The sequence below is a fragment of the Actinoplanes utahensis genome (assembly GCF_016862455.1).
GTDB lineage: Bacteria > Actinomycetota > Actinomycetes > Mycobacteriales > Micromonosporaceae > Actinoplanes > Actinoplanes utahensis.
Window position 1 is genome coordinate 1 of sequence record NZ_BOMZ01000052.1, and the last position, 12,683, is coordinate 12,683.

11 protein-coding genes are annotated in these 12,683 nt (G+C 71.9%); 4 read left to right on the forward strand and 7 right to left on the reverse strand.

Going from position 1 to position 12,683, the window contains the following annotated elements:
* Window positions 1-785: 785 nt before the first annotated feature.
* The 3 genes from Aut01nite_RS20065 to Aut01nite_RS20075 are packed head-to-tail and all read right to left on the reverse strand — an operon-like array spanning window position 786 to window position 4,832.
* Window positions 786-1,157 (reverse strand): TFIIB-type zinc ribbon-containing protein, encoded by a 372-nt coding sequence (locus Aut01nite_RS20065; RefSeq protein WP_043530794.1) that lies wholly within the window; start codon window positions 1,155-1,157, stop codon window positions 786-788.
* 1 nt (window position 1,158) lies between these two features.
* Entirely contained in the window at window positions 1,159-2,358 is a 1,200-nt protein-coding gene (locus Aut01nite_RS20070; RefSeq protein WP_043530792.1) for a glycosyltransferase 87 family protein, read from the reverse strand.
* Complete coding sequence (locus Aut01nite_RS20075; RefSeq protein ID WP_204037598.1) at window positions 2,355-4,832, reverse strand: putative bifunctional diguanylate cyclase/phosphodiesterase; 2,478 nt, start codon at window positions 4,830-4,832, stop codon at window positions 2,355-2,357. Before Aut01nite_RS20075 ends, Aut01nite_RS20070 begins: the two co-directional genes overlap by 4 nt.
* A 372-nt stretch (window positions 4,833-5,204) precedes the next feature.
* On the opposite strand from Aut01nite_RS20075, the gene moaC reads away from it, so the two are divergent.
* From moaC to Aut01nite_RS20095, 4 genes are all read left to right on the forward strand, one after another.
* Entirely contained in the window at window positions 5,205-5,696 is a 492-nt protein-coding gene (gene moaC / locus Aut01nite_RS20080; protein WP_043532837.1) for a cyclic pyranopterin monophosphate synthase MoaC, read from the forward strand.
* Window positions 5,669-6,169 carry a MogA/MoaB family molybdenum cofactor biosynthesis protein gene (locus Aut01nite_RS20085; RefSeq protein WP_084000028.1) on the forward strand — a complete coding sequence of 167 codons (501 nt, stop codon included), beginning with the start codon at window positions 5,669-5,671 and terminating at the stop codon, window positions 6,167-6,169. Before moaC ends, Aut01nite_RS20085 begins: the two co-directional genes overlap by 28 nt.
* A gap of 80 nt (window positions 6,170-6,249) precedes the next feature.
* On the forward strand, window positions 6,250-7,467 hold the full coding sequence (locus Aut01nite_RS20090; RefSeq protein WP_043532839.1) for a molybdopterin molybdotransferase MoeA: 1,218 nt from the start codon (window positions 6,250-6,252) through the stop codon (window positions 7,465-7,467).
* Window positions 7,468-7,673: 206 nt separating this feature from the next.
* Window positions 7,674-8,087, forward strand: coding sequence for a molybdenum cofactor biosynthesis protein MoaE (locus Aut01nite_RS20095; protein WP_043532840.1), 414 nt, complete (start codon window positions 7,674-7,676; stop codon window positions 8,085-8,087).
* Between the two features lie 381 nt (window positions 8,088-8,468).
* Here Aut01nite_RS20095 and Aut01nite_RS20100 read toward each other — a convergent pair whose 3' ends face one another.
* From Aut01nite_RS20100 to Aut01nite_RS20115, 4 genes are all read right to left on the reverse strand, one after another.
* A complete protein-coding gene (locus Aut01nite_RS20100; protein WP_084000029.1) occupies window positions 8,469-9,986 on the reverse strand; it encodes a glycosyltransferase 87 family protein in 1,518 nt (505 codons plus the stop codon).
* Window positions 9,987-10,201: 215 nt separating this feature from the next.
* The gene (locus Aut01nite_RS20105) at window positions 10,202-10,711 is read right to left on the reverse strand and encodes a DoxX family protein (RefSeq protein WP_043532842.1); all 510 of its coding nucleotides are present in this window, start codon (window positions 10,709-10,711) and stop codon (window positions 10,202-10,204) included.
* 27 nt (window positions 10,712-10,738) lie between these two features.
* The gene (locus Aut01nite_RS20110; RefSeq protein ID WP_043532843.1) at window positions 10,739-11,944 is read right to left on the reverse strand and encodes a DUF8462 domain-containing protein; all 1,206 of its coding nucleotides are present in this window, start codon (window positions 11,942-11,944) and stop codon (window positions 10,739-10,741) included.
* Window positions 11,945-12,034: 90 nt separating this feature from the next.
* On the reverse strand, window positions 12,035-12,619 hold the full coding sequence (locus tag Aut01nite_RS20115; RefSeq protein ID WP_052164543.1) for an LppU/SCO3897 family protein: 585 nt from the start codon (window positions 12,617-12,619) through the stop codon (window positions 12,035-12,037).
* Window positions 12,620-12,683: the final 64 nt, after the last annotated feature.

The following is a 12,683-nucleotide window of genomic DNA, read 5'->3' on the forward strand; positions in this document are numbered from 1 at the left end:
GGCCCCGGCCCCGGCCCCGGCCCCGGCCCCGGCCCCGGCCCCGGCCCCGGCCCCGGCCCCGGCCCCGGCCCCGGCCCCGGCCCCGGGCATCCGCGCAGTTCGCTGAGGAGATGGCCCCGCTAGTCGATATCGGCGATCGCCGTCGCTGCCGAGCAGGACGACTGCGTCGGCCCGGTGATACTGCTGCGGCGGATCCTGGACGTGGCGCGGTTCCAGGTCCGTTGTGATCTTGTCCGGCTGGTTGTCACTGCTGCCTCAAGGCGCTCGAGACAGCCATCCGTGTCCTGCGACGTCCGTGCCGTGCGCGAAAGCCGGCCGCTGGGCGCGTTGACATCACATTGTCGATCAAGGCATGAGCTGTCAATCAAGGCATGAGCGGCGGTGATGGTCGACTTTCGAGTCGGCAGTGACGACCAGCCGGTTCGGCTCTTGCTCGGCTGGTTGTGAGGGCTGTCGCGGGGCGCTTGAGACGGCAGTGACAACCACCCGGGGGTGACCGGGGCGGCATGCATGACCCGCACCTGGGGGCGGTCGTGAGGGGAGGCCTGCCGTGGCCGCCGCGAGGCACGGGACGTTGTGTGGCCCGTACCGCAGCATGGTGTGAGAGAACCGCCGCGGACCGGAAGCCGGCGGTGACAAGCTTTCGGCGGCGAGTGGGGTGTCGGCGTCAGCCGGATAGGTCCGGACGGCTCGGTCGACGTCGATCGGCAGCGAAAGGGCTTCGCATGGGAGCGGGCCACGCGGCCGTGACGGCCGCGCGGCTCAACGCGTGGGGGACTCTCGACTCAGTCGAACAGGCCGTGCAGGAAGCTCTTGCGACGGTAGTGACCGTGGTGCCCTTGGGCGGGGCGACGGTAGTGGCCGTGGTGCCCGTAAGCAGGGGCGGCCGGCGGGTAGGCGTGCGGGGCGGGAGCACCGTACGGGGGCGGCGGGGGCGGCGGCGGGTAACCCGGCTGGTGATGCGGTGCGTGAGCGGGCGGCGGCGGAACCTGACCGCCGGCCGGGCCCCGGTTGTAGCTGGCCTCGACAGCGAACAGCTTCTCCAGCTCGCCACGGTCCAGGAAGATTCCGCGGCACTCGGTGCACTGGTCGATCGTGACGCCACTGCGCTCGTAGACCCGCATCTCGCCGTGACACTTGGGACAGGTCATATGCATTTCAATGACGGTACAAGGCTGTGTCTCGCCGTGGGGCGGAAGAACCTGTGTCCTTGCTGAGTGCGGGCGCCCAGAGCAGCAGGGCCGCCGGGTAGAGCAGGTAACCGAATCGTGTCGTCGGCATCAGCAGGATCGCGGTGAGAAGGCCGAACCCGCAGAACAGGGCGACCGACCGGGCGGTCCGTGGCGGGCGGCGCAGAAGCAGCACCCCGATCACGGCGGCGGCCGTCACGAGCAGGGCGGATGCGATGTAGCGGCCGCCCGGACCGGCCTGCGAGATCAGGTATCCGGGGAAGGGGGACTGGGCCGGGCTCGTCACCAGGCCGTGCCCGAGGGTGAAGCGGAACACGTTCTCGATCAGGGCGTCGGCGTCGACCAGCAGCGGCGGCAGCAGGGCCAGAATCGGCAGGCCGAGTGCGCCCGGGAGCAGGCGCCGCCACGTGCCGGTCACGATCGCCTGCACGGCCAGCACGGCGACCACCGGCAGCGCGAACAGCTTGCACGCGGCGGCCGCGCCGACGGCGATCCCGGCCCAGCCGGGACGGCCGGTCGCGACGAGCGCGAGGGCGAGCAGGCACAGGGCCAGGACCGGGATGTCGTCGCCGCCGGTGGCGAGGGTCAGCGCGGTCACCGGGAGGACGGTGGCGGCTTGGACGGCCCGTACCAGCGAGGGGGTGGGCGAGTCCCGTAACAGGAAGATCGCCGCACCGATGGCAGCCACCGTGACCACCGCGAACCAGATCCGCGCATCGGTCCACCAGTGATCGCCCGCAAGGGCGCGCGGCAGGCCGAAGAGGGACATCCCCGGCTGGTACGGCCGATAGCCGAGCAGCCGCTCGTCCAGCGGGATCGCCGCGATCTCCGCTCGGCTCAGATAGGGCGTGCCGCTGTGCAGCAACGACTCGCCCATGTGCTCGACGACGAGCACCTCCTCCTGGGCGCGGTCGGTCCGGCCGGCGGCCCGCTGGACTGCCTGGACGACCAGCGGCAGCAGGGCCACCGCGCCCCATGCCGCCCAGACCAGCAGGTCACGGCGACGGACCAGGTAGACCAGAAGGGCGGCGGCGAGGTATCCGGCGGCGGCGATCGCGCCCCACGCCCGATGCGGCATCAGCGTCGAGGTGAGGGCCGTGACCAGCGCGAAGGCGGCGGACAGCGAGTACAGCAGCAGGTCGACCGCACGGTCCGGCAGCTTGATCACGCGGGCAAGTCTGGCAGACGGCGAGCGGGAAGGCGGACCACCGAACCCTCCTCGTGCAGGGTTGCGGCCAGCACTCCGGGGCGCCCGCCGGAGCCGCGCTGCAGAAGGCCGAGGAAGCGGGCGGCCGAGTACGGCCGGGCGAACAGGTGACCCTGCCCGGCGAGGCAGCCCAGCGCCCAGAGCGCCCGGCGTTGCGGTTCGCTCTCCACACCTTCGGCCACGACCGTGAGGTGCAGGTTGCGGGCCAGGTCGACGGTGGTCCGGACGACCGCCGCGGCTTCGGCGGACGTCTCCACCCCGGCCACGAACTCGGAAGCGATCTTGAGCTGGTGTACGGGGATGCGGGACAGCACGGACAGCGACGACACGCCGGTGCCGAAGTCGTCGATCGCCAACCGGACGCCGGCGTCACGCAGCTCGGCCAGGGTTCGTTCGACCACGTCGAGCTGACTGACGGTCAGCGTCTCGGTGAGTTCGAGGACGAGGCGGTCGGGTGGCACCTCGTGCCGGGCCAGCCGGGCCAGCACCGCGCCGGGGAATTTCGGATCGAGCAGGCTGCGTGGCGACACGTTGACCGCGACGGGCAGATCGAAGCCGGCCTCCCGCCACGTCTGCCGGGCGATCAGTGACTGCTCCAGCACGGCGTCGGCGAACGCCGGGAGCTGACCGGAGCGCTCCACCGTCTCGAGAAACTGCACCGGGTTGAGATTGCCCTGCTCGGGGTGGTGCCAGCGGGCCAGCGCCTCGGCCGCCACCACCTCGCCGGTGCCGAGGTCGACGATCGGCTGGAAGTCGACGGCGAACTCGTGCTCGGCGACCGCCCGGCGCAGCTCGCCGGTCAGCATCAGCCGTTCCAGATCGGCGGTGTCGCGGGCGTGCGCGTAGACGACGGTCTGCTCACCGGCGCGTTTGGCCTGGTACATGGCGATGTCGGCGCGGCGCATCAGCTCCTCGACACTGCCCGTGCCGGCGGCCAGGGCGATGCCGCCGGCCGCCTCCACGGTGAGTTGCATGCCCTCGACGTCGATTCCGGCGTCCAGGGAAGCGAGCATGCCGGTGGCCCGATGCCCGGCGAGGGCCGGGGTGGGCAGCCCGGTGAGCAGCACCGCGAACTCGTCGCCGCCGAGCCGCGCGACCAGATCACCGGGGGCGGCGGCGTCCCGCAGCCGGCTCGCCACCTGGCGCAGGACCTCGTCGCCGGCGGCGTGCCCGAGGGTGTCGTTCACCTCTTTGAAGTGGTTCAGGTCGATCAGCAGCAGGGCGAACAGCCCGGAATGGGTGGTGGCGCGGAAGAGGCGGTCGGCCTGCTCGTACAGCCGGCGGCGGTTGGCCAGGCCGGTGAGCGGGTCGTGCGCGGCGGCGTGGGCGTTCTCGGCGGCGATGCGGGCGAGTTCGGCGTACGCCTGCGCGTTCCGGATCGCCGTGCAGAGCGCGGACGCGAAGGTGCGCAGTTTGTACTGCTCCACCTCGGTGAGCCGGACCGTCCCGCCGAACCGCAGCCGCAGCACCCCGACCCGGACGCTGCCGTCCTGCGCGACCAGGTCGACGGTGGTCTCGTCGACGGGTCGCTCTGCCGTGGGGCGGAACGGGCCGTCGGCGAGGATCTGCGATTCGGTGGCGCGCACCGTGCGGGCGGCCAGGTCGATCTCGGCCTCGGCCGCGGAGAAGATCTGCGCGGCCCGGGTGGCCGCCGAGTACAGGACCCGGGTCAGGTCGACGGCGTTGAGCTCGTCGGTGGCCTTGGCCAGGCGCTGCCAGGACTCGCGTTCTTCGCGGGTCCGGACGCTGCGGGATTGCCACAGGTGCATACACAGCACAACGAGCGGGACGATGAGCAGGAGCAGTGGTTCGGCGCCGGCTGCGAGCACCTCGACGACCAGGAGGACGGCGGCCAGTTCACCCAGATAGCAGATGATCTTGCTGGGCCAGTTGCGCAGCGCCACCTGCCACGCCCCGGCGCCGGTGGCGACCGACATCACCGGCGCGAAGATGATGTGGTCGACGGTCACGAAGGTGATCAGCGCGATGACGATCGCCGTGGCGGGGAAGGGCGGACCGTCGAAGGCGAGGAAGACGGCGGCCGCCGAGCCGGCCGTCAGCGCCTCCTTGGCCACGCCGAAGACCGATTTCTGCAGGCCCAGCGGCTTCATGCAGCGCAGCAGAGCCATCGCGACGATGGCGCAGAAGACGACCCAGGGCGCCGGGATGAGGGTGAGCCCGATCAGGACCGGGATCTCGCCCCAGGTGGTGCTGTCGGTGTTGGCCTTGACCCGGACCAGCACCTTCACCCGATTGGCGACGATCAGGGCGCCGCACAGGCCGACGAGCACGAGAGGGTGCGGCGGAGGGCCGGGGAGGCTGATCGCGGACGCCGCGAAACCGGCCGTGACACACGCCGCGAGGACGACGACGAGACCGACGAGCAGCCGTAACTGCTGATCGGTCACGTTTTCGTCGCCGTGGTTGCGGATCATGCGGTCCTTGTCGTCGCCGTGTGCGACCGTGCCGTCGCTCAAGGCTCAACGTAATTGATGCACGTCTGTCCGCGCATCCGAAGTTTTTCAGCCCCACTCCTGGTTACGACGCATGACATTCCCTCCTTTTGTCCTAGGTCGTCCTGACGGGACAAAGGTAGGTTCAGTCTGGTGTCGGATTCCAGTGGATCCTGTCGCTATGCGCAGAATGCGACAATAGCGTGACACTTCATCACTGACAGTTCCGGAATGGGAACTCAATGCGATGTGAATCGCGCTGAGACGCCCTCGGAATTCTATTTCCCGATACCCCGGGAGCATGTCTGAGCTGTGTGGACGAAGTGTGACGGCACGGCAAACTAAGCTTCCGGTATGTCCCAGGGAACCCAGCTCACTCACGTCGACGAGAGCGGCGCCGCGCGCATGGTCGACGTTTCGGCGAAGGCGGTGAGCGACCGGCGGGCGATCGCCGCCGGCCGCGTCCAGACCACCGCGGAGGTCATCGATCTGCTCCGCCGTGACGGCCTGCCGAAGGGCGACGCCCTCGCGGTGGCACGGCTCGCCGGCATCATGGGGGCCAAGAAGACACCCGATCTGATTCCCCTCTGTCACCCGATCGGGCTGCACGGGGTCAAGGTCGAACTGGAGGCCGCCGGCAGCACGGTGGAGATCGTCGCGACCACCAAGACCGCCGACCGGACCGGCGTCGAGATGGAGGCCCTCACCGCCGTCGCGACGGCCGGCCTCGCGATGATCGACATGATCAAGGCGGTGGACCCCGCGGCCAGCCTGGAAGCCATCCGGGTGCTGCGCAAGGAAGGCGGCAAGACCGGAGATTGGGTACGACCGGAGGACCGGCCGTGACCATCCGGGCCCGCGTGATCGTCGCCTCCAACCGGGCGGCGGCCGGCGTCTACGCCGACACCAGCGGCCCCCGCCTCGCCGCCGGGCTCCGCGAACTCGGGTGCCAGGTGGACGAACCGGTCGTCGTGGTCCCCGACGGTGACCCGGTCGCCGAAGCCCTGCGCGCCGCCGTCGCCGACCGCGTCGACGTCGTGTTGACCAGCGGCGGCACCGGTGTCACCCCGACCGACCGCACCCCCGAGGCCACCCGCGGCCTGCTCGACTTCGAGATCCCCGGCATCGCCGAGGCGATCCGCGCCCACAGCCGCGACCGGGTGCCCGCGGCCGCCCTCTCCCGCGGCCTGGCCGGAGTCGCCGGGCAGACCCTGATCGTCAACCTGCCCGGCTCGACCGGCGGCGCCAAGGACGGGCTCGCCGTACTCGGCCCGCTGTTGGCGCACACGGTGGACCAGATCCGGGGCGGCGATCACTGATCCACCCTGCGCACCGCGCCACCGGCCGGATCCGGGACGGGGATCATCGGCCGCCTCGCCTTGCGGGATAGGCTTCGACGGTGACCGAGTCGACCCCTGTGGACTGGGAGCTGGCGCGCACGCTCGCCTATGAGGCGGGCCGTGCGGCGGTGGGCGGCGTGGAGACGATTCCGCTGGCCGAGGCGGACGGCCGGACCCTCGCGGAGCCGTTGCGCACCCTCACCGACCTGCCCGCCTTTCCGACCTCCAGCATCGACGGCTGGGCTGTCCGTGGCAGCGCGCCGTGGCGGCCGGTCGGCCGGGTGCTGGCCGGCGGCACACCGCCGCCGCTCACCGAGGACGGCACCTGCGTCGAGATCGCCACCGGCGCCATGGTGCCGGAGCACGCCACCGCCCTGATCCGGATCGAGGACTCGGTCACCGGCGCCGACGGGCGCGTCGCCGGGGAGCCGCGGACCATCCCCGACCGGCGTCTGCCCGGCGAGGAGGCGCACCTCGGCGAAGAGCTCTTCCCGGCCGGCACGCCGGTGGATCCGGCAGTCGTCGGCGTTGCGGCCACCTGTGGTTACGAGACTCTGGGGGTACGCCCGGAGCCGCGCGCCGCACTCCTGGTCTTCGGCGACGAACTCCTCACCTCCGGCCCACCCGGCGGCGGCCGGGTGCGCGACTCCCTCGGACCGCAGGTGCCGGGCTGGCTGCGCCGTTACGGTGCGACCGTCGGCACCGTGACCGGCCCGGTCAAGGACACGCTCGACGCTCACCTCGACGCGATCCGATCCGCGCTGGACACCGCCGACCTGGTCTGCACCACCGGCGGCACGATGCACGGACCGGTCGACCACCTGCATCCGGCACTGGCTGAGCTCGGCGCGTCGTACATCGTCAACACCGTCGCCGTCCGCCCCGGCTTCCCGATGCTGCTCGCCCGGGTGCCCGGCCCCGACGGCCGCCCGCGTTTCCTCGCCGGCCTGCCCGGCAACCCGCAGTCCGCGGTGATCGCCCTGGTCACCCTGGTGGCGCCGCTGCTCGCCGGACTGCGCGGCCGGGCCCTGCCACCCCTGCCGTCGGTCGTCGCCGGCGCTGATGTGGCCGGCCGCGGCGACTTCACCCACCTGGCGCTCGCCGCCCTCGACCCGGCCGGTCGCACCGCGACCCCGGCCGGCCACGTCGGCTCCGCGATGCTGCGCGGCCTGGCGAACTCGCACGGCTTCGTCGTCGTCCGCCCCGGCGCCCGCGCCGCGGCCGGTGACCTGGTGCCCTTCCTGCCCCTTCCGCTGACTCCCGGGGAGCGCCCGTGACCACCCCTGCCCTCTCCCCGGACCCGTCCGTTCCCACCTCTTCGGCGGCCGCCTCCGCCGGTCCACCCGATCCGGTGTCTCCGGCGGCCGTTCCCGCTGATTCGTCTGTTTCGGCGTCTCCGACCGCTTCTGCCGCCGTCTCCGCTGGCCAATCTGTTCCGGCCGCCTCCGTTGGCGAGGGTGCGTCGCAGCCTGTCGCCGGTGCGGTGACCCGGGCCGAGGTGCTTGACGAGCCGTTGGATCTGGCCGCCCACGAGGCCGCCGTCGCCGACCCACGGGCCGGTGCCGTCGTCTCCTTCCAGGGCGTCGTCCGTGATCACGACCATGGTCGGGGCGTCACCCTCCTGGAGTACGAGGGCCACCCCACCGCCGCCGCCATCCTGCGCGAGGTGGCCGAGGAGATCGCCGCAGACCCGGACGTCTACGCCGTTGCCGTCTCCCATCGCGTCGGAACCCTGCAGATCGGCGATGTCGCCCTGGTCGCCTCGGTGAGCACCGCCCACCGTGCCGCCGCTTTCGCCGCCTGCGCCCGCCTGGTCGACGAGGCCAAGGCCCGCCTGCCGATCTGGAAGCGCCAGGTCTTCCTCGACGGCACCGAAGAGTGGGTCAACTGCCCCTGAACCACCATCACGGCGATCTTGTGAAGCCGCCGAGCTCGGTGGGAGACCTTACGGGGGAAGCGCGGACCGGTCCCGGCGATCGGGTGGTGACCGCCGTTGTCTCGCTGTCCACTGCGGCGTGTCGTCATGAGCGCCAGGCGGATCGGATCTTGAACCTCACGGTCGCCGTCTGTGCCGTTGCAGTGCGGCTTCCGCTGGTCGAGGTCAGGTAACCCGCCATCCGAACGAGCGGAGAACCGCTCGACGTCGACGAGCGGGCTCGATCGCCAGCCGTATGCCGGAAGCGGTCGCTCGCCCGGCGGAACCGGTGCAGGCGACGAGCCGTGGTCGGTGTGATGTCGTGTGAAGTGCGGTGGCGGGCTCCGGCCCGCAGGCGGTGGGTCAGCCGCCTCGGGGTAGTGGGATGGCGGCGCGCCTGGTGGTGGTGACCGGGGTGGGCCGGGCGGGGGCACCGCGCCGCCACGGGAGGGTGTTGACCAGCAGGATCAGGCCGAAGGCGGGGATGTTCCAGCGCAGCGACCAGTCGGGTGTGCTGATCAGCGTCAGGTAGCCGAGGACGGCGGCGGCCAGGTGGACCGGGCCGGCGAAGCGGGTGGGCCGGGACGGGTGGAGGCTGACGTACCGTCGCAGGCCGGTGTCGGCCAGGACCAGGACGGCCGGGATCAGCCACAGGCTCTCCGGTGCGGTGGTCACCGGCCCGGTGACGGCGGTGGTCAGCCCGACGAGGGTGAACGCGGCGACCTCGTCGCCGGCGGCGTGGGCCGACCGGGCGCGGATCAAACCCACCGCCACCAGCAGCATGCTGAAGGAGAACCACACCAGGACCGGTGGTGCGGGGACGTCGTAGAGCCGGGCCATCACTCCGGCCAGGGACTGGTTGGTGGGGTCGCTGATCGGTGCGGGACGGTCGAGTTCCCACATGGTCCTGCCGAACCAGGCGATGGTCTCCGCCGGGGCCACGGTGAGGGTCAGGGCGGTGACGGCGGCCGCGGTTCCCAAGGCGGTGAGTGCGGCCCGGCGTTGCCTGGTGACGAGCAGATAGACGATGAAGAGCAGCGGGGTGACGCTGACGGCGGTGGCGAGGCCGATTCCGGCGCCCGCCCAGGAACCGGACGTCCACGCGCGGCGCAGTGGGCCGGTCCCGAGGGAAGCGACTCCGGTTCGGAGCGGGTGAGTGTGCATATCGGCCCGGTGGGTCCGGAACGCGCGGGGACCTCGGAGAACCCGGCGGATGCGAGGTTCTCCCGGTACGCGGCGGATCGCGAGGACGCGAGGGCCTCCGAGAGCGCGGCGGATCGCGAAGGTGGGGGGCCGTTGGAGGAGCCGGCGGATTCCGGAGGGGTGAGGTCGTCGGAGGAGACGGCGGGCTGCGATGGTTCGGAGGCTGGCGGAGGTCTGCGGGGTGGGGCGGACGTCGGCGGCGTGATGGCGGCTGCGGGCGGCGTGGCGCAGCGCGACCAGGTCGGCGGCGAGCAGGGCGAGGATCAGCAGTTCGGGGCGGCCTTGGCCGAGGGCGGCGCGGACCGGTTCGGCGAGCAGCGCCAGGGCTGACACGGCTAGCACGACCGGGGCGCGCCGGCGGCCGTGCCGGCGGGCGATCGGGCCGGCGATGATCAGGACTATCAGGAGGAGGGCGGCGATTCCGGCGACGGCCAGCAGCCAGCCGGCCAGGTGCAGCGGGAACAGGGTGAGGGGTGCCAGGAGGACGGCCATCGCGGGTGGCAGGGCGGCTCCGGCTTGCGAGCCGGGAGCGCGGTACGCGTAGAGCCCGTCCCCGGCCAGCCAGCCTCGGATCGCCTCATGTTCGACGGCGAGGGCGCTCAGCCCGTACCGCTGAAGGCAGATGGTGATGATCGCAAGCGTGGCCGGCACGCCCAGCGCGACCCAACCTGATCGCATGCGCGAAGCGCTGTGCGCACCTGTGTTCGCCGGAATGGCGCGACCCCCGTCTCGTTACCGGGCACGGCGTGGCCTGCCGGTGGAACCGCCCGCTTGCGCAAGGGCGAAGCGGTCGGAACGGCGGCAGGTCGTGACCGGCGGAAGCGAGTTCGGGGTGCGGTGTGCGACCCGCGCGGTTCCTCGCCCGCTTTAACGCAAAGGCCGCGAGAAGGTTGTTATCCGGGCAATCTGCGCGCAGCGGCAGCCGAGGCTGCGGCGATCTTGGCTTCGCGCTTGGCGGTACGCACCGCGCGCCGCACCGAGCGCTGGCTGCGATCGACCGCGTGCGACGTCCGGTAGCGCAGACCGGGCCGGCCCTCGGTGTCGGCGGCCGCCAGCAGCAGCCCGCCGAGCAGGCCGAGATTGCGCAGCAGATGTTCGCGATCGCCCTTGTCCGCGAGCGTGTGCGGCACCAGGCCGGCGGCCAGCACCGTGGCGGCCGGGCGGGTGAAGCGGCCGGTCGCGAGCGCGAGACCGGCCAGCACGTCGGCGGCCGCCTTGACCCGGACCAGGGTCAGCGGATCGGTGGGCAGACGCGGGTCGGTCCGCTCCAGCATCGGGGTCACCCGGTCGGTGAGCGGGCGGGCCGCCTCGACCCGGGCCTCCGGCCGGGTCAGGGTGCGAACTCCGTCCAGCACGAAGAACGATGCCAGCATGGCTCGGGCTGCGGTGCGTACGGGCCTCATGCCCTCGTTATACCCGGATCCGGGCGATCACACCGGCTGCGTGCGGAGGTATCGGCCGAAGTGCGGGACGGTGAACGCCACGGTGCCTCGTTCGCCCGAGTAGATGAGTCCTTTTTTGATCAGGGCGTCGCGGGCCGGGGAGAGGCTGGCCGGCTTGCGGCCGAGCGCGGCGGCGATGTTTGAGGTCGGCACCGCCGCGTCCATGTCGTTGCCGGGGTCGTCGGAGAGCGCGGCCATGGCCCGCATGTACTCCCGCTCGGCCGGGGTGGCCCGCTCGAACCGGGAGCCGAAGAAACCGACGGCCAGCTCACCCTCGGCCTCAGGGGCGGCCACCCGGACGTCGTCGGCGGTGATCGGCGACTGCGGCGCGTGGTCCCAGGTGGCCTTCCCGTAGGCCTGGACGAAGTACGGATACCCGCCGGACTTCTCGTAGAGCAGGTCGAGGGCCTCCTGGTCGTACTCCACGCCCTCCCGCTCGGCGGGCACGCCCAGCGCCAGGTCGGCGGCGTCCCGGTCGAGCCGATCGATCCGCGCGTAGCGGAAGAGCCGCTCCGAGTACGACTTCGCGGCCGACAGCACGGCCGGCAGGTGCGGCAGGCCCGCGCCGACCACGATCAGCGGGGCGCCCAGCTGGGACAGCTCGTGGCAGGCCGCGCAGAGCGCCGACACGTCGGTCGCGCTGAGGTCCTGCATCTCGTCGATGAACAGGGCGATCCCGGTGCCCACGTCGGTGGCCAGCGAGGCGGCGTCGGTGAAGAGCTCCACCAGGTCGATCTCGATGTCACCGGAGTCGGCGCGGCCCCGGGCGGCCGGCACGTCGATGCCGGGCGCCCACCGGTCGCGCAGTTTGGCGTTCCCGTCGTTGGACCGCAGGGCGAACGCCTTCAGCACGCCGAGCACCTCGTCCACCCGGTCCGGGTCGCGGTGGTGCGGGGCCAGCTCACGGATCGCCATGTGCAGGGCGCCGGAGACCGGGCGGCGCAGCGACTGGTCGGGCCGGGCCTCGATCTTGCCGGTGCCCCAGAGCCGGCCGATCGCGGCGGAGCGCAACGTGTTCAGCAGGACCGTCTTGCCGACGCCGCGCAGGCCGGTCAGGACCAGGCTGCGCTCCGGACGGCCACGGGCGACCCGCTCCAGGACCACGTCGAAGACGTCGAGCTCGCGGCCGCGCCCGGCCAGCTCGGGTGGGCGCTGACCGGCGCCGGGAGCGTAGGGATTGCGCACCGGATCCACGCGTAGCACCGTATCGGGCCATCTAGCGCCAACGCTAGAGTCCACTCGATATCACCCTCTTGGCGGTTCTAGCATTTCGGCTAGAAATCGCTAGACGGGTTCATACTCCCGCAGGCAGAGGACGAAATCGACATCGTCGTACTCAGTGTCGTAGTAGTACCACTTGGTGTACTTAGGTACTTTCGCGCACTTGCTGACCGCGTCCTTCTCCCCCGTGGTGCGGCCGTCGATCCGCTTCAGGATCTGGTACGTGTGCGCTGTACACGCCACGATCCGCAGCTCCGGCTCGACGTTCGTACCCTCGTTGCGGACGCACTGACCGGATGCCGCGAAGCGGGCGTCCGCACTGGTCTGCGGCCGGGGCACATGCGCGGCCGGAGCGGTGGCGGCGATCGGGTCGGCCGGCGGCGGCTCGTCGTCACCGGCGAACGCGAACCACGCGGCGGTCGCCACACCCCCACCCGTCAGCACACTCAGCACCACCATAAGCGCACTCATCGGCAGCCCGGACCGGCGGCGGGGCGGCGCCGGCGGTGACGCGGCCGGCGAATACTGCGGCTGCTGGGGGATCCACGAGGGATCCTGCCCGTGCCAGGGGTCGGAAGCCTCCGAGTACGGCTCGTCGGGGGTCCCGTCCTGCCACGGCTGAGCAGGGTACGGCCCGTTCTGCGACATCGGGGGTCCCTCCGGGAGCGGTCTGCGCTGCCTGCCACCGTAGCGTGCGGCGGGCAATCGGATA